Origin of the sequence: Streptomyces lateritius, assembly GCF_014649715.1 — a bacterium.
GTDB classification, from domain to species: domain Bacteria; phylum Actinomycetota; class Actinomycetes; order Streptomycetales; family Streptomycetaceae; genus Streptomyces; species Streptomyces lateritius.
The window spans coordinates 78,209-94,763 of record NZ_BMTO01000019.1 but is presented as its reverse complement, the minus strand read 5'-3'; the positions used below and the strand labels follow the sequence as shown (position 1 = coordinate 94,763).

Here is a 16,555-nt window from a genome sequence, read left to right as displayed (position 1 = left end):
CTCCTCCTACGGACGCCACAGGCCGTCGGCGGTCAGGCCGAGCAGCTCGATCGCGTTGCCGCGCACGATCCGCTCGACGACATCCGGAGCAAGGTGGCCCATCTGGGCCTCGCCGACCTCGCGGGACTTGGGCCAGGTGGAGTCGGAGTGGGGGTAGTCCGTCTCGTAGAGGACGTTGCCGGCCCCGATCGCGTCGAGGTTCCCGAGCCCGAAGGCGTCGTCGAAGAAGCACCCGTACACGTGGCCGGCGAACAGCTCGGACGGCGGCCGCAGCACCTTCTCGGCGACCCCGCCCCAGCCGCGGTTCTCCTCCCAGACCACGTCGGCGCGCTCGAGGATGTACGGGATCCAGCCGATCTGGCCCTCGGCGTACATGATCCGGAGGTTCGGGAAGCGCTCGAACTTGCCGCTCATGAGCCAGTCGACCATCGAGAAGCAGCAGTTGGCGAAGGTGATGGTGGAGCCGACGGCCGGCGGGGCGTCGGCGGAGGTGGACGGCATCCGGCTGGAGGAGCCGATGTGCATCGCGATCACGGTGCCGGTCTCGTCGCAGGCCCGCAGGAACGGGTCCCAGTGGTCGGTGTGGATCGACGGGAGCCCGAGGTGCGGGGGGATCTCGGAGAACGCGACGGCCCGCACCCCCCGGTCGGCGTTGCGGCGCACCTCGGCGGCGGCCAGCTCCGCGTCCCAGAGCGGAATCAGCGTGAGCGGTATGAGCCGGCCGCGCGCCTCGGGCCCGCACCACTCCTCGACCATCCAGTCGTTGTAGGCGCGGACGCCGAGCAGCCCCAGCTCACGGTCGTCCGCCTCGGTGAAGGTCTGCCCGCAGAAGCGGGGGAAGGTGGGGAAGCAGAGCGCGGACTGGACGTGGTTGACGTCCATGTCGGCGAGGCGGTCGGGGACGGAGTACGAGCCGGGCCGCATCTGCTCGTAGGTGATGATCTCGAGCCTGATCTCGTCCCGGTCGTAACCGACGGCGGTGTCGAGCCGGGTGAGCGGCCGGTGCAGGCCCTCGTACACCCACCAGTCCCCGATGGGCCCGTCGTCCCCCTCGGCACCCATGACGGGCGCGAACTTCCCACCGAGGAAGGTCATTTCCTTCAGGGGCGCACGGACGATCCGGGGCCCGACGTCCCGGTACCGGGCCGGAAGCCGGTCCCGCCAGACGTGCGGGGGCTCCACGGTGTGGTCGTCCACCGAGATGATCTTCGGGAAGGTCTCCATGCGTTTCACGGTAGCGCCGATCTGACGACCCGTCAGCTAGCTGACGCCGGGAACCTGTGGCAGACCTTGTGCAGACAGTGACCCGATGCTGACGCGCCCCCTCCGGACAAGGCAGACTGTCTTGGGCGAAACCAGCGGTGGGCAGGGGGAGCTATGGACCGTGAGAACGGCCCGCGGGTTCCGGGGCAGCGAGCCCCGTCGACAGGTCCCGGCGAAGTCGGGCAGGACCTGCGTTTCGGGGTGCTCGGTCCGGTGCGCGCCTGGCGGGACGGCGAAGCCCTGCCGTCCGGGTCGCCGCAGCAGCGGGCACTGCTGGCCGCACTCCTCCTGCGTGACGGGCGCACGGCGACCGCCTCGGAGCTGATCGACGCCATCTGGGGTGAGGAGCCGCCCTCGCAGGCGCTCGCGGCCGTACGGACCTACGCCTCGCGGCTGCGCAAGATCCTGCCGCCCGGGGTCCTGGTCAGCGAGTCCGGCGGCTATGCCATCCGGCCGCACCGGGACGCCTTGGACCTGACCGTCGCCCAGGAGCTGGCCGCCGAGGCGGAGAAGCTGCGGGCGGGCGGGGACCGCGGTGCGGCCCGGGCACGGATCAACAAGGCGCTCGGGCTGTGGGACGGCGAGGCGCTGGCGTCCGTACCGGGGCCGTACGCCGAGACGCAGCGGACCCGTCTGGAGGAGTGGCGGCTCCAGCTCGTCGAGACGCGACTCGACATGGATCTGGAGGCCGGCGCGCACGCGGAGGCCGTCTCGGAGCTGACGGCGCTCACGGCGGCCCACCCCCTGCGGGAGCGGCTGCGCGAGCTGCTGATGCTGGCGCTCTACCGCAGCGGACGGCAGGCCGAGGCGCTGGCCGTGTACGCCGACACGCGCCGGCTCCTCGCCGACGAGCTGGGCGTCGACCCGAACCCGGAGCTGTCCCGGCTCCAGCAGCGGATCCTCCAGGCGGACGCCGAACTGGCCCGGCCGGTCGAGGAGTCGGCGCCGGCCCCCACCGTCTCCCGCCCGGCACAACTCCCGGCCACCGTCCCCGACTTCACGGGCCGGGCCGCGTTCGTCCGGGAGCTGGGCGACCGGCTCGTCGCCGCCGAGGGTTCCGTGATGGCCGTCTCGGCGCTCGCGGGCATCGGCGGCGTCGGCAAGACGACCCTCGCCGTGCACGTGGCCCACGAGGCCCGGCCGCACTTCCCGGACGGCCAGCTGTACGTCGACCTCCAGGGCGCGGGCTCCCGGGCGGCGGCGCCCGAGACGGTCCTGGGCGCGTTCCTGCGCGCGCTGGGCACCCCGGACTCCGCGATCCCCGACTCGCTGGACGAGCGGGCCGCGCTGTACCGCTCGACGCTCGACGGCCGCCGGATCCTGGTGCTCCTGGACAACGCGCGGGACGCGGCCCAGATCCGTCCGCTGCTGCCGGGCACGGCCGGCTGCGCGGCCCTGGTGACGAGCCGGATCCGGATGGTGGACCTGGCGGGTGCGCACCTGGTGGACCTGGACGTGATGTCCCCGGAGGAGGCGCTGCGGCTCTTCACCCGCATCGTGGGGGTGGAGCGGGTCTCGGCGGAACGGGAGGCCGCGCTGGACGTGGTCGCCGCGTGCGGTTTCCTGCCGCTCGCGATCCGTATCGCGGCCTCCCGGCTGGCGGCCCGCCGCACGTGGACGGTCGCGGCCCTGGCGGCCAAGCTGGCGGACGAGCGCCGCCGCCTGGACGAGCTCCAGGCAGGTGACCTTGCGGTCAAGGCCACCTTCGAACTCGGCTACGGCCAGCTGGAGCCGGCCCAGGCCCGCGCCTTCCGCCTCCTGGGCCTCGCGGACGGCCCGGACATCTCCCTGACGGCGGCGGCGGCCGTCCTCGACCTGCCGCTCCACGACACCGAGGACCTGCTCGAAGCCCTCGTCGACACCTCCCTCCTCGAATCCGCGGCCCCGGGGCGCTACCGCTACCACGACCTGGTTCGCCTCTACGCGCGTGCGTGCGCGGACCGTGACGAACAGCCCCCGGCGGAGCGGGAGCGGGCCCTGTCCCGCCTGCTCGACTTCTACCTCTCGACGGCGGCGAGGGTGTACGCGATCGAAAGGCCGGGCGACCGCCTGGTCGACCACCTGGAACCGACGGAGTACGAGGGCCTGACCTTCACGGACCGCCACGCCGCCCAGGACTGGCTGTACGCGGAGGCGAACTGCCTGCTGGCGTGCGTGAGGCAGTCGGCGGGGGCGGGGACGCTGAGGCGGGCGGTGGACCTGCTGTGGGCGTCGCTGGACCTGGCGGAGTCGGGCGCGAACTCGAAGGAGTACGAGGCGGTCGCGGCGGGGCTGCGTGAGGCCGCGCGGGACACCGGCGACACCCGCGCCGAGGGCCGTGCGGCCAACGCCCTGGCGTACGTCCACCATTACCAGGGCCGGTTCGACCAGGCCGACTACGAGGCGGAGGAGGCCCTGGGGCTCGCGCGGAGCGTCGCGGATCCGCTGCCCGGCTGCTGGGCGGCGAACAATCGCGGAGCCATCGCGCTCTACCAGATGCGATACGACGACGGAGAGAAGCACCTGGCCTGGGCCATCACCCAGTTCCGTCACTGCGACGACCGGGCGGGCGAAGCGGCTGCCCTGTGCAATCTCTCGCGCATCTACCTCGCCACCGGACGGACGGCGGAGGCGGTCAGGCTGGCCCAGCAGGGTGCCGACCGGTACGACGAGATGGGCCACGCCCTCAAGGGCGCCAACGGCCGGTACGCCCTGGGCATGGCCCTCACGGCGAGCGGGCAGCTCACGGCGGCGGCCGCGCGGCTCCGGGAGGCCCTCGCGGTGTTCCGCGACAGCCGGCAGCGGCTCTGGGAGGGGATGACCCTGTTCCGGATCGCCGAGGTCGACATCGCGGCTCGCCAGTACGCCGCCGCCGCTTCGGGTGCGGAGATGGCGCTGACCGTGCTCCGGGACATCGGGGGCGAGTGGCGCCGGGGGAACGTCCTCATGGTGCTCGGCCGAGCACTGAACGGCATCGGACAGCCGGGCCGTGCGCAGGTGTGCTGGCAGGAATCACTGTCCATCTACGAAGAGTTGGGCTCGCCGGAAGCGGACGAGGTGCGGGCCCTGCTCACCCCCGTCTCGGCCGCCTGACCGCCCCGGACCCGCCCTGCCAGGGCGTTCATCGTTCGTTTATCGCCGGCCTGCATGCTTCTTCTCATCGACCCGTCGCGTCGGGGGGCAGACGGGTCGCTGGTAAGGCCGTCGCTCCTACGCACTAAGGTGAGCGGCCCTGAGAGGGCCGCCCGGCCGTCCACGGGGGAACAGCCGGGCGGTCCTCGCCCACCACTTGAGGCATTAACAGGAGGTTGATCACCATGGGCGACATCGACTCGAACGAGCCGGTCATCAAGCCGACGAATCTGCACGCGACCGGCGGTGGCGAGGAGATCACGACGAAGAACCTCCACGCCACGTCGGAGCCGGCGGTGGACGCGATCACGAAGAAGATCACCACGCAGAACCTGCACGCCACCGGCACCCCGGTCAACGCCGACGCATCGACGGACAACCTGCACGCCACGTCGGAGCCGGCGAAGTAGACCACTCCCCCACGGGGAACGGCCGCGGCGGCACGAACGGGGGAGTCGCCGGGGCCGTCACCGTCCGGGAGTGAGCAGCGCAAGCGCTCGGGGGACGTCCGTCGAGCTCGGGGGAACCCGGCGGACAGAGCGCGGCGCGCCGCGACCGGACAGCACGAAGGAGGGGCCGGGCATCTGCCCGGCCCCTCCTCCCGTGTCCGGCGTCACCGGGCGTACGCGCCCAGCCCCACCAGGCAGTACACGTACTCGTTGATCGTCGCGCCGTTGATCGTGTAGCGGTAGGAGAAGGCGTACTGCGTCTTCGGGTTGGACCGGCAGCGGTTCAGGTCCGAGGTCAGAGGGATCGTCTGGATCACGCGGTAGTGGGCGTCCGACGCCGAGCAGGAGACCTCTTCCACGTCGCTGACGCGCTGCGCGGTCGTCGAGTCCGGCAGCGTTCCGTTGAGGCAGGTGCACGCCGTGTACGGGTCGGGCGGCGGCTCCGTCGTCGGGGCGGCGGTGGTCGGGGTGTCGAACGGGTCGTCGTACGACGAACTGGGCGTGACGGTGGGCGACGAGGTGACGGTGGGAGTGGCGGCGCTGCCGCTGTCGTCGTCGCTGTCGTTCGTGAGGACGAGGGCGGCGATCACCGCGCCGACGACTCCGATTGTCACCAGGCAGCCCAGACCACCGGACTTCCGGGCGGCCGGAGCCACGGGCTGCCCGGTGACCCGGACCCGCAGGAGTACTTCGCCGTCGCCCAGGCGGGCCCGGACGAGGTCGCCGTCCCTGCTGGGCGGGATGCGGATGTGGGCGGGGCCGGTCGGCAGGGTGACGGTGAACATGACGCCGGTAGCGGCCTGTTGCGGGGTGAGGGATATGAGGACTTCTTGCGACGACACCGGCTTCCTCCAGGAGGTGAGCGTGCGACGGACGCAGACTGCCTGGCCCCCACGGAGCGGCCTTGCCGAGGGCTACGGCTCACATGACGCCGGCGCGGGGGGAGTTGGTTGCGACTCCCCCCGGCCAGACCGCCTGAACCCGTCGTCCGTGACGGGTACGACGATCCGGGAGTGGAACCACTTCCAGGCGGCGTACGGCACCTTGTCGTGGTAGGCCTTGATCAAGGTCATGGAACTCGTCCCGACACGGATTCCGCTGCGGTGGGCTTCCTTCAGGCGGGCCTTCATGGCCGGCTCACCGAGGACGGACTTCGACAGGCCCCCACTGTCCAGGACGTGTCCTTACGGATCTGCTCCGTCAGCCCCTCAGGCAGGGTGACTGTGTACTTCTTCGTTGCCGTACCAATGACCATGCCGACAGGGGAAATGGCCCGCATCACCCCGAAGGGTGAAGCCCGCACGGCAGGCGCGCCACCAACCGCGCTCCCCGCGCGCTCTCCTCGACCGTCAGCGTCCCTCCGTGACGCGCCGCGATCTCCCTGGCGATCGGGAGGCCCAGGCCCGCGCCGCCCGCGGTGCGGGCGCGGGACTCGTCGAGGCGGGTGAAGCGGTCGAAGACGCGGTGGCGGTCGGCGGGCGGGATGCCGGGGCCGTCGTCCAGGACCTCGAGGACGACGGAGCCCCTGTCGGTGCGTACCGCCACCGTCACGGCGGAGTCGGCGTGCCTGCACGCGTTGCCGAGGATGTTGCGGACCAGGCGTTCCAGCTGTCGTGCGTCGCCGACGACCGCGGCCGGGCCCTCCGTCTCGCAGAGCAGCTTCAGCGTCCCGGCCTCGGGCAGATGCGCGTGTTCCCGGACGAGATCCTCCGCGACCGCCGACAGGTCGACGTCCTCCACCACCCGGGCCCGGTGCCGGGTTCCGTCCATGCCGGCCAGCAGCAGGAGGTCGTCCGCCAGCGCCTGGAGCCGTACGACGTCCGTGGCGGCACCCTCCACGACAGAGCCCCAGACGACGCCTTCGGGGTGACGGAGCGCCGATTCGAGCTGGGCGCGCAGGGCCGCGAGAGGGCTGCGCAGTTCGTGGGCCGCGTCGGCGACGAACTGCTGCTGCCGCGCCGACGCCTGCTCCAGCCGGTCGAGCGTGTCGTTCGTCGTCCGGGCCAGGCGGCCGATCACGTCATCCGTCGCCGGCACCGGGACCCGCCGGTCCAGGGAGTGGCTGGTGATGTCCTCCAGCTCCCGCCGGATCGCCTCCACCGGGCGAAGGGCGCGGGCGGCCGCCAGGTGCACGAGGGCCCCGGTGAGCAGGGCCACGAGAGGCACCCCCGTGGTGCAGGCGATCCAGTAGACCTCGCGGATGGACTCCCCCGCTCCCTCTTCTCTCGCCTGCCTGAGCAGATACACCCCGCTCAGAGACAGCACGCCTGTCGCGCCCGCCGCCGTCAGGACGAGGCGTCCGGGAAAGGAGAGACGGCCCGCTCCCCGCCCGAGAGCGATCCAGACGGCCGCCGCCGTCAGCCCGCCCGCCGACGGCCCGATGAACATCAGCCCCCACCGGAAGGCCTCTTCGGCCACGATCCACGGCTTCTGCGGGTTCTCCTGCGTGAGCCACCACACGTAGGTGGCATACAGCCCTTCCGAGGTCAGGGCCGCGACGAACGTCGTCCGGACCCGTACCGTCCTGTTGTGGCCGCGCCCCACCGCCCAGCACACGACCGCGACGAACCCCGCGCCCACCAGGTGTCCCGGCCAGGCCAGCAGCTCGATCTGCGGACCCACGCGGTCCTCGAGCATGAGCGGCGTGCCCTGCGGCGGAGGCGGGCCCGCCCGGCGGTCCGCGTACTCCAGCCACCCCACCGCCACCACGACCACCAGCCAGGCAGCCGCTCCCGTGGCCCACACCGCACGGGCACCTGGCTCACGCACCGGCGAACCCCGACACCCGGTACCCGCCGCCCCGCACCGTCTCGACGGTCTTCCTCCCGAAGGGAAGATCGACCTTTCTGCGCACGGCACTGATGTAGACCTGCACGATGTTCGGGTCGCCCGTGAAATCCGCCGACCACACCTCGTCGAGGATGTCGAGCTTGGGCACCACCTCGTCCATCCGCCGCATCAGCGTCTGCAGCACGGCGAACTCCTTCGGCGTCAACGCGATGACGCTCTCTCCTCTCCCGCACGCCCGGCGGGCGGGGTCGAGCCAGAGGTCCCCGCACTCCAGCAGGGTGGGAACGCGGGATCCGCCACGGCGCAGCAGCGCCCGCAAGCGTGCTTCCAGGACCACGTACGAGAAGGGCTTGGCCAGATAGTCGTCGGCTCCGGTGTCGAGGCCCTCGGCCTCGTCGTACTCCCCGTTCTTCGCCGTCAGCATCATCACCGGTACCTCGATCCGCTCGGCACGAAGGCGGGAGCAGACCTGGTAGCCGTTGAGCCCCGGCAGCATCAGGTCGAGCAGGATCGCGCCGTAACGATGCTCCCGTGCCAGGTGCAGGCCCGTCACACCGTCGTGCGCGACGTCGACGGTGTAGCCGACGGCCGTCAGGCCCCGGCGCAGGGAAGCGGCCAGCCGCTCCTCGTCCTCGATCACCAACAACCGCATACGGCGCAGTATCGCCTCCCCCGGAGACGGCCGGCTGAAGAAATCCTCAGCCTTCTTCAGGTGCGCCTCAGCGGGTATCACCGACGGTCGCTCCATGGCACTTCTGTCCGCCCGTCGCCCTGTGCTCCCCCGGGCCGTCGGCCCGCGTCGCACCCGCGCCGCGCCCGCTCTCACCTCCGCCGTCGTTCTCGTCCTGTACGCCGTCTACTCCCTCCGCGAGCATCGACGCTTCGGCACCAGCGGCTACGACCTCGGGATCTTCGCGCAGGCCGTCCGCTCGTACGCCGAGCTGCGGACGCCCGCGTCGGAGATCCGTACGGCGACGGCCCCGCCGGGCTTCGACGGCGACGCGTATCCGCTGCTCGCCGATCACTTCCACCCGGTCCTGGCTCTTCTGGGGCCGCTGTACCGGCTCTTCCCCCACGTCGAGGTGCTGCTCCTCGGCCAGTCCGGGCTCGTGGCCGTGTCCGTGTACGTGATCTCCCGTGCGGCCCAGCGTCATCTCCCCCATCCCGGCGCCGCCGTGTCCGTCGGGCTGGCTTTCGGCCTGTGCTGGGGACTGCAGCAGCTGGCCGGCTTCGACTTCCATGAAGTCGCCTTCGCCGTTCCGCTGCTGGCCCTGGCCTGCCGAGCCCACCTCGACGGCCGGTGGCGCGCCGCCGCCTGCTGGGCCGCCTGCCTGCCTCTCGTCAAGGAGGATCTGGGCGTCACCACGGCCGTGTTCGGACTGCTCTTGATGCGCCACCATCGCCGCGGCGGTGCCGCGCTCTGCGCGTTCGGCGCCGCCTCCACGGTGCTCGTCGTGTGCGTCGTGCTGCCCGCGTGGGCACCGGACGGCCGGTACGGCTATCTGAACCAGCCGTACGCGCACGGGGTGCTCGAGGGCTGGCCCGTGAAATCGCTCACCCTCGCCGCCCTCCTGGCCGTCACGCTCGGCCTTGTGCTGCGCAGCCCGCTCGCCTGGCTTCTGCTGCCCACCCTGGCCTGGCGGCTCACCTCCCCCAACCCGGCCTATTGGGGACCGGAGCTGCACTACTCCGCCGTCCTCGTCCCGGTAGCCTTCGCCGCCCTGATCGACGCGCTCCGCCGGGGAGCGCGCATACCCCACTTCGCCCCGCTCCTCGTCGCACTGGTGCTCCTGCCGGGCCAGCCCCTGCGCGATCTGGCCACGCCCGGCTTCTGGGAGGACAGTCCCCGTCAGGGCGCTGCCCGGGCCGCGCTCCGGCTGGTACCCGACGGTGCCCGCGTCGCGGCGAGCAACAGCCTCGCGCCGCACCTCACCGACCGCGCGCGCGTGCGTCTCGTGGCCCGAGGGGTGCTCGACCGGCCCGATCGTCCCGACCGGGTGGCGCCGGTGGACTGGATCGTGGCCGATACGAGGGACCTCTTCCCGGCCGGTGCCGTCGGAGCCGTCCTGCACCGGGCGGAGGTTCTCGGCTGGCGCCGGATCCACGAGGACCACGGTGTGGTGGTCCTCCGCCGGCCGGACGGGTGAGTCGGTGACACCCCGAGGCCTTCGAAGCCCCACCGGCAGGGGACCCCTCACTCCACCCCGCCCCGCAGCACCCCCTTCATCACCTTCCCGCTCGCGTTCCGCGGCAGCTCCGTCACGAACTCGACCTCCCTCGGGACCTTGTAGTTCGCCATCTCGCGGCGGGCCCACGCGATCAGGTCGTCGCCCGTCACCCGCGCCCCCGCACGCCGGACCGCGAAGGCCTTGCCGACCTCGCCCAGCCGCGCGTCCGGGATGCCGATGACCGCCACGTCGGCTATGCCGGGGTGCAGGCCCAGGAGTTGCTCGATCTCCGCGGGGTAGGCGTTGAAGCCGCCGACGATGAACATGTCCTTGATCCGGTCCGTGATCCGCAGGTTGCCCCACGCGTCCAGGACGCCCACGTCGCCCGTGTGGAGCCAGCCGTCCGGGTCGATCGCCTCGGCGGTGGCCGGCTCGTCCTCGAAGTAGCCGCGCATCACGTGGTGCCCCCGGACCAACACCTCGCCCGCGTCCGAGAGGCGGACCTCCGTGTCGGGGATCGGGCGGCCCGAGGTGGTGGCGACGACCTCCGGCGGGTCGCCGCGGCGGCACATGGTGACGATGCCGCTCGCCTCGGAGAGGCCGTACGCCGTGAGGACCGTGCCGACGCCCAGTTCGCCGCGCAGGCGCTCGACCAGCCGGAGCGGGACGACCGCCGCCCCGGTCACCACGAGGCGAAGCGCCGAGAGGTCGTACGAGGAGCGGGAGGGGTGGTCGAGGAGCGACTGGTGGAGGGTCGGCGGGCCGGGGAGGACCGAGACGCGTTCGGCGGCGATGTTCGCGAGGACGGTGTCCACGTTGAAGACGGGCTGCGGGATCATCACCGCGCCCCGCATCAGGCAGGCGATGATCCCGGCCTTGTAGCCGAAGGTGTGGAAGAACGGGTTCACGATGAGGTAGCGGTCGCCTTCCCGCAGGCCGGCGAGGTCGCTCCACACCTCGTAGCAGCGCAGGGTCTGGGCGTGGGTGATCACCGCCCCCTTGGGCCGGCCGGTCGTTCCCGAGGTGTAGATGATGTCCGAGGGGGACTCCGGGGCGATCGCGTCGGCCCGCCGCCGTACCTCCGCCGACGTCACCTCGTCCCCCTCCGCCAGGAAGGACTTCCAGGTCGTCCAGTCCTCCGGCGCGGCGTCGCCGAGCACCACCACCCGTTCCAGTGCCGGGAGTTCGGCTCCCGCCCGGCGCAGGGAGGCGACGTACGAGGTGCCCAGGAACGTACCCGTCACGAAGAGCAGCTTCGCCCGGCAGCGCTGCAGGACGTGGGCGGCCTCCGTGCCCTTGAAGCGGGTGTTCAGGGGGACGAGCACCGCCCCGGCCGTCACCGCTCCGAGCGCCGAGACGATCCAGTCCACGGTGTTCGGCGCCCAGATCGCGACCCGGTCGCCGGCCCGGACCCCGGAGGCCATGCACGCCGCCGCCGCGCGTTCGACGCGCTCGCCCAGCTCCTCGTACGAGATGCGGCTACGGCCCTCGACGACCGCCTCCGCGCTCCCGTACCGCTCGGCCGCCGCCCGCACCAGCCCCGGGACCGAGCCCCACTCCAGGTCGCCGCGCGTCATCTCCACCACTCCCCTTAGCTGACTGTTCGTCAGATTAGCTGTAGCCTGACGCGCTGTCAGCAGCTCGCGAACGGGGAGGTTGCCAGTGCTCAAGGACGCCACGGCCATCGTCGGCATCGGGCAGACGTCGTTCGCCAAACAGCTCCCCGAGTCCGAGAAGACCCTCGCCTGCCGGGCGATCCTCGCCGCTCTCGACGACGCCGGCATCGCGCCCGAGGAGGTGGACGCCTTCGCCTCGTACACGATGGAGGAGACCGACGAGGTCGAGATAGCCAAGGCCATCGGCGCCGGCGACGTCACCTTCTTCAGCAAGGTCGGCTTCGGCGGTGGCGGCTCGTGCGCGACCGTCGGCCATCTCGCCGCCGCCGTCACCACCGGGCAGGCGAGCGTCGGAGTGGCGTGGAGGTCACGGAAGCGGGGCTCCGGGCCGCGCCCCTGGAAGAACACCCGGGCGCAGCTCCCGACCCCCGGGCAGTGGACCCGCCCCTTCGGCCTCCTGCGCCCCGCCGACGAGATCGGCATGCTCGCCCGCCGCTACATGCACGAGTACGGCGCCACCCGCGACCACCTCTTCAACGTCGCCCTCGCCTGCCGCAACCGCGCCAACCAGAACCCGGCGGCGATGATGTACGAGCGGCCGCTGACCCGCGAGATGTACATGACCGCCCGCTGGATCAGCGAACCCCTCTGCCTCTTCGACAACTGCCTGGAGACGGACGGAGCGCTCGCCTGCGTCGTCGTGGGCGCCGAGCGCGCGCGCGACTGCCGGCAGAAGCCGGTGTACGTCCACTCCACCGCGCAGGGACTGCCCTCCCAGCATCACGGCATGGTCAACTACTGGAACGAGGACCCGCTCAGCGGCCCCGCGTGGACCGCCGCCCGACAGCTGTGGAAGCAGGCCGACTTCGGGCCGCAGGACATCGACGTCGCCCAGATCTACGACGCGTTCACCCCGCTCATCCCGCTCTCCCTGGAGGGTTACGGCTTCTGCGGACGGGGAGAGGGGGCCGCGTTCACCGAGGGCGGCGCCCTGGAGATCGGCGGACGGCTGCCCCTCAACACCGCTGGCGGCGGACTCTCCGAGGCCTACGTCCACGGCTTCAACCTCATCAACGAGGGTGTGAAGCAACTCCGCGGCACCTCCACCGCCCAGGTGCCCGACGCCGCCACCTGCCTGGTCACGGCCGGTGAGGGCGTCCCCACATCGGCGATCCTGCTGAGGAGTTGAGATGCTGACACCCGTGGTCGACGAGGACGGCGCGCCCTTCTGGGAGTACGCCGCCCGGGGCGAACTCCGCGTCCAGGCCTGCGCCGCCTGCGGGGAGCCGCGCTTCCCGCCCCGCCCCTGCTGCCCGCACTGCCGGTCCTTCGACAGCGAGTGGCGGCGGATGTCCGGCCGCGGCCGGATCTGGTCGTACGTCGTGCCCCATCCGCCGCTCCTGCCCGACTACGCCGCCCAGGCGCCGTACAACGCCGTCCTCGTCGAACTCGCCGACGCTCCCCGCATCCGTCTCGTCGGCAACGTGGTCGCCGCCCCGGACGCGCCGCTCGACTCGGTCGACCCGGCACGGCTGCGGATCGGCGCCGGGGTGAGGGTCGCGTTCACCGAGATCGCCGGCGTCATCGTGCCTCGCTGGCTGCTGGAGCGCGGATGAGCGTCCGCGTGGAGACCGACAAGGAGTCCGGCGTCGCGGTCGTCACCCTCGACCGGGCCGCGAAACACAACGCGATCACCCCGGAGATGGCCGAGCGGCTGGGCGCCCTATGGCGGGGGTTGCGCTACGAGGACGAGGTGCGGGCCGTCGTCGTCACCGGCGCGGGGACCGCGGCCTTCTGCACCGGCATCGACCGCACCGCCGCCGGCGAGGTCCCCCAGCCCTCCTCCCCGTACACGATCGACGATCCGCTGATCTCCATCGGCCCCAAGGCGAACGACCTGTGGAAACCGGTCGTCGCCGCCGTGGAGGGCATGGCCTGCGGCGGGGCGTTCTACCTGCTCGGGGAGGCGGAGTTCCTCGTCGCGGGCGAGGGCGCCACCTTCTTCGACCCGCACACCGCCTACGGCATGGTCAGCGCCTTCGAGACCGTCCACATGGCGCAGCGGATGCCGTTCGGGGAGGTCGCGCGCATGGCTCTGATGGGGACGGCCGAACGGATCTCGGCCCGGCGGGCGTACGAGACGGGGCTCGTGTCCGAGGTGACGGAGACCGGCGGGGCGCTGGACGCCGCGCGCCGGGCCGCGTCCGTCATCGCCGCGTACCCGACGGAGGCGGTGCAGGGCACCGTCCGGGCGCTCTGGTCGGTCAAGGAGGCCGCCCGCGCCCAGGCCCTCGCCCACGCGCCGCACCTCGTCGCACTCGGGAACCTGCCGGCCGAGCGACAGGCGGAACTCTTCACTCGAAGGGAGAACGGAGCCCGCGGCTTCCGCCTGCGGTGAGGTGACCGCATGACGTACCGGCGGGGAGACGCCCGCGGTCTGTTTTAATGGATCTTCACATTGAAGAGACACCGTCAACTTCGGTGAGACCGCCCCGAGTTCACCATCTGGTCCGGGCCGCGCGCTCGGCCGTTGTGACCTGCGCGCGGGGAGATCGTGATGGGACGACGCATCGTCAGGGCCGGACTCGCGGCGGGGGCCGCGCTGCTGCTGGCGGGCTGCGGAGGCGGCACCGACCCGGCGGACGCGGCCGGTTCCGGCGGTGCCTCGGGCGGCGGGAAGAACGGCGGCGGCGAGGCCGGCCCAGCGGGCGGCGGCGACCCCAGGACGGCGTCGCTGGCCCAGCCCGACACCCTCACGGTGTCCTTCTGCCACACCATCCCGAGCGGGGACGGCGGGGAGGTCTACGGGCTCACCCTGCGCTCCTTCTCCGCGAAGGACGGCGCCTTCGTCGGCGAGCGCAGCACCGTCCTGCCCGCCGACGTGGAGCCCACGGCCGGGTGCGAGGAGGACGGGCCCGGCCACGGGGTCGGGACCGCCTTCAACAAGGACCTCACCCTGGTGGCCGGCATCGTGAGCGCCTCGACGGACCGGGCCGCCGCCTTCGACCTGGCCACCGGCAAGGAGCTCGCACCGCCGGACCCGGACTCCTTCGCCAAGCGCCCGAAGAACAACGGAGCCGCCTTCCACCCGGTGACGGGCCGCCTCTGGTACGACATGCAGCACCACGACTTCGAGTCCGACGACCCGGTGGCCTCGCGCGACCCGAAGGGCGGCCCGAAGACCGAGGAGACCGTCCCCTTCGAGAAGCTCCCGGACCTCCTCGGGACGGACGGTCCCACGGCCACCACCATCCTCGCGACCGACGGCATCCACGGCCCGGCCGTCCCCCGCGGCGGCATCGTGGCCGGCTACAGCATGGGCGCGGGCGTCCACCTCAACCGTGTCGACCGCGACGGCGACGTCGGGGCGGGTTCCTTCCTCACCGACATCGAGACCAAGGGCCTCGACGGCACCAGCCTGAACTGCCGGCCGTCCTTCTGGCGGGACGCCACCACCCTGGTCTGCGAGTTCAAGCAGATCACCTTCACCGCCGACTACGCGAAGGTCGTGAAGACCGAGGACCTGATCCCGGAGAACGACCGGACCAACCTGCCCCCGGTCCTCTCCCCCGACGGCAAGAGCTTCGCGTTCCTCTCCAAGGGCGAGAACGACCGGTGGGGTCTGTTCCGGGGGGACTTCTCCGGGGCCGAGCCGGTGAAGATCACCGACGTCGACCCGCCGATCGACGGCTCCGACGAGCACCGCGAGTCCCTGGTCCGCTGGAACTGACGACCTCCCGCGTGCGCGCTACCGCACGCGCACGTCGTCGACCGAGCAGTTCTTCACCTTGCCGACGGCCTTCGGGGTCTTCATCGCGACCTCGAAGGTCTTCGTCTCCCCCGGCTCTACGGTGACCAGCTTCTCCGCCGAGTCGACCTCGGAGCCCGCGGAGCCCTCGAACTCCAGGGTGATCTTGAAGGTCTCGGTGAAGGTCTCCCGTGAGGTGATCCGCAGGGTGGCGGTGGTGTCCGCCTTACGGGCGGCTTTGCCCTTGCGCTTCTTCTGCGCGGGCTTGACGCAGTCGACGACCACCACGTCCACCGTCGAGGTGGAGGAGACGGTAGGGGTGGGCGAGGCGGTGTGGCTACTGCCGCCCGAGCTGCCGCTGTTCGCGTTGTCGTCGTAGTCGTAGTCGTCGTTCTTCTTCTCGGAGCTGGAGCAGCCGCCACCGCTGTCACCGCCCCCGCCACTGCTGCGGCTCTTGCCGCCGCTCCCGCCCGAGCTGCCCTTGCCCTTGCCCGTCTGGAACCCCGTCAGCGCGAGCACCACCACCGTGAGCGTCGCCGCCAGCCTGAGGCTCCTGCGGCGCGCCGTCCCCGTTGCCATCGCACACCTTTCCTGTCGTGTCCGCGCCACCCTAGCCCGCGTGGCGGGGCTCCCCCACCCGGCGTAGCGTCGGGAGCGTGAGCCGGACCGAAGGAGGCTCGAACGATGGTTCGTAACGTCATCGCCTCGGTCCTGGCCATCGCCGGAGCGACGGCCGCCGTCTGGAGCCCCTTCCGTGCCTGGTACGGCGGCCGTCACGGCAGCGACTACCGCATCGGGGACCTGTTCGGCGGCATCACCGACGCCAAGGCCGGGGTCTTCGGCTCGATCCTGCTGCCGTTCGCCCTCGCCGCCCTGGTCGCCCTCGTCGGCCTGGTGCTCCGCTCCCGGATCCTGGTGGCCGTCGCCGGCGTGGTCGTGATCGGCTTCGCCGTCCTGTGGATGGTCCGTGTCGGGCAGGCCGAGGGCGGTCTGACGGTCGGCTCGGACGGTACGGGTCTGGGCGACGGGGCCGGGCTCGCGCTGGGAGGCGGTGTCCTGCTGCTCCTCGCCGCGGCGCTCATGTCCGGCCGCCGCCGCGCGCGCACGACCCGGCTCGACGACGACCACCAGCGGCCGGCGCACCCGTACCCGTCCCCTCACGATCAGGGGTACCGGGGCGATCAGGGTGACCAACGCGGCGTCCCCGGCTATCCGCATGACGCCGACTCACCCACCCGGACGATGGACCAGCCCCGCTGGAACCAGCAGGACCCGTCCCACGGCGGCCAGGACGGCTACGGCGGACGCGGGCGCGACGACCACGGGCGGGACGGCTACGGGCGAGACGGCTACGGCCACGACGGCCGCGGCCCGTACCCGGACGAGCCGCCGCAGCAGCGCCCCTGACAC

General features: G+C 72.1%; 14 protein-coding genes. 8 read left to right on the top strand and 6 right to left on the bottom strand.

Annotated elements, in window-relative coordinates:
- Positions 1-6: 6 nt before the first annotated feature.
- Entirely contained in the window at positions 7-1,224 is a 1,218-nt protein-coding gene (locus IE136_RS31025) for an amidohydrolase family protein (protein ID WP_158988138.1), read from the bottom strand.
- 153 nt (positions 1,225-1,377) lie between these two features.
- On the opposite strand from IE136_RS31025, the gene afsR reads away from it, so the two are divergent.
- Both afsR and IE136_RS31015 read left to right on the top strand, forming a co-directional pair.
- Positions 1,378-4,335 carry an SARP-family global regulator AfsR gene (afsR, locus tag IE136_RS31020; protein WP_158988139.1) on the top strand — a complete coding sequence of 986 codons (2,958 nt, stop codon included), beginning with the start codon at positions 1,378-1,380 and terminating at the stop codon, positions 4,333-4,335.
- A gap of 224 nt (positions 4,336-4,559) precedes the next feature.
- Positions 4,560-4,784, top strand: a complete 225-nt coding sequence (locus IE136_RS31015; protein ID WP_189601959.1) for a hypothetical protein — start codon at positions 4,560-4,562, stop codon at positions 4,782-4,784.
- Positions 4,785-4,987: 203 nt separating this feature from the next.
- Here IE136_RS31015 and IE136_RS31010 read toward each other — a convergent pair whose 3' ends face one another.
- From IE136_RS31010 to IE136_RS31000, 3 genes are all read right to left on the bottom strand, one after another.
- Complete coding sequence (locus IE136_RS31010; RefSeq protein WP_189601958.1) at positions 4,988-5,665, bottom strand: LppU/SCO3897 family protein; 678 nt, start codon at positions 5,663-5,665, stop codon at positions 4,988-4,990.
- A gap of 436 nt (positions 5,666-6,101) precedes the next feature.
- Positions 6,102-7,592, bottom strand: a complete 1,491-nt coding sequence (locus IE136_RS31005; protein ID WP_229819324.1) for a sensor histidine kinase — start codon at positions 7,590-7,592, stop codon at positions 6,102-6,104.
- Positions 7,585-8,265 carry a response regulator transcription factor gene (locus IE136_RS31000; RefSeq protein ID WP_158988143.1) on the bottom strand — a complete coding sequence of 227 codons (681 nt, stop codon included), beginning with the start codon at positions 8,263-8,265 and terminating at the stop codon, positions 7,585-7,587. Before IE136_RS31000 ends, IE136_RS31005 begins: the two co-directional genes overlap by 8 nt.
- A gap of 94 nt (positions 8,266-8,359) precedes the next feature.
- Between IE136_RS31000 and IE136_RS30995 the strand changes: the two genes are divergently transcribed.
- Entirely contained in the window at positions 8,360-9,760 is a 1,401-nt protein-coding gene (locus IE136_RS30995) for a DUF2079 domain-containing protein (RefSeq protein ID WP_189601957.1), read from the top strand.
- Between the two features lie 47 nt (positions 9,761-9,807).
- Here the strand turns inward: IE136_RS30995 and IE136_RS30990 are convergent, their stop codons facing one another.
- Positions 9,808-11,358 carry a FadD3 family acyl-CoA ligase gene (locus IE136_RS30990; protein WP_158988145.1) on the bottom strand — a complete coding sequence of 517 codons (1,551 nt, stop codon included), beginning with the start codon at positions 11,356-11,358 and terminating at the stop codon, positions 9,808-9,810.
- A gap of 79 nt (positions 11,359-11,437) precedes the next feature.
- Here IE136_RS30990 and IE136_RS30985 point away from each other — a divergent pair, with 79 nt between their 5' ends.
- From IE136_RS30985 to IE136_RS30970, 4 genes are all read left to right on the top strand, one after another.
- Complete coding sequence (locus IE136_RS30985) at positions 11,438-12,586, top strand: lipid-transfer protein (RefSeq protein WP_158988146.1); 1,149 nt, start codon at positions 11,438-11,440, stop codon at positions 12,584-12,586.
- Between the two features lies 1 nt (position 12,587).
- A complete protein-coding gene (locus IE136_RS30980) occupies positions 12,588-13,013 on the top strand; it encodes a Zn-ribbon domain-containing OB-fold protein (protein WP_158988147.1) in 426 nt (141 codons plus the stop codon).
- Positions 13,010-13,795: an enoyl-CoA hydratase/isomerase family protein gene (locus IE136_RS30975; protein WP_158988148.1), complete on the top strand. Its 786-nt coding sequence runs from the start codon at positions 13,010-13,012 to the stop codon at positions 13,793-13,795. The genes IE136_RS30980 and IE136_RS30975 overlap by 4 nt, the downstream gene beginning before the upstream one ends.
- A 159-nt stretch (positions 13,796-13,954) precedes the next feature.
- Entirely contained in the window at positions 13,955-15,127 is a 1,173-nt protein-coding gene (locus IE136_RS30970) for a TolB-like translocation protein (protein WP_158988149.1), read from the top strand.
- An 18-nt stretch (positions 15,128-15,145) separates the two neighbouring features.
- Here the strand turns inward: IE136_RS30970 and IE136_RS30965 are convergent, their stop codons facing one another.
- Positions 15,146-15,724 (bottom strand): hypothetical protein, encoded by a 579-nt coding sequence (locus tag IE136_RS30965; RefSeq protein WP_189601956.1) that lies wholly within the window; start codon positions 15,722-15,724, stop codon positions 15,146-15,148.
- Positions 15,725-15,829: 105 nt separating this feature from the next.
- On the opposite strand from IE136_RS30965, the gene IE136_RS30960 reads away from it, so the two are divergent.
- Entirely contained in the window at positions 15,830-16,552 is a 723-nt protein-coding gene (locus tag IE136_RS30960; RefSeq protein WP_189601955.1) for a hypothetical protein, read from the top strand.
- Positions 16,553-16,555: the final 3 nt, after the last annotated feature.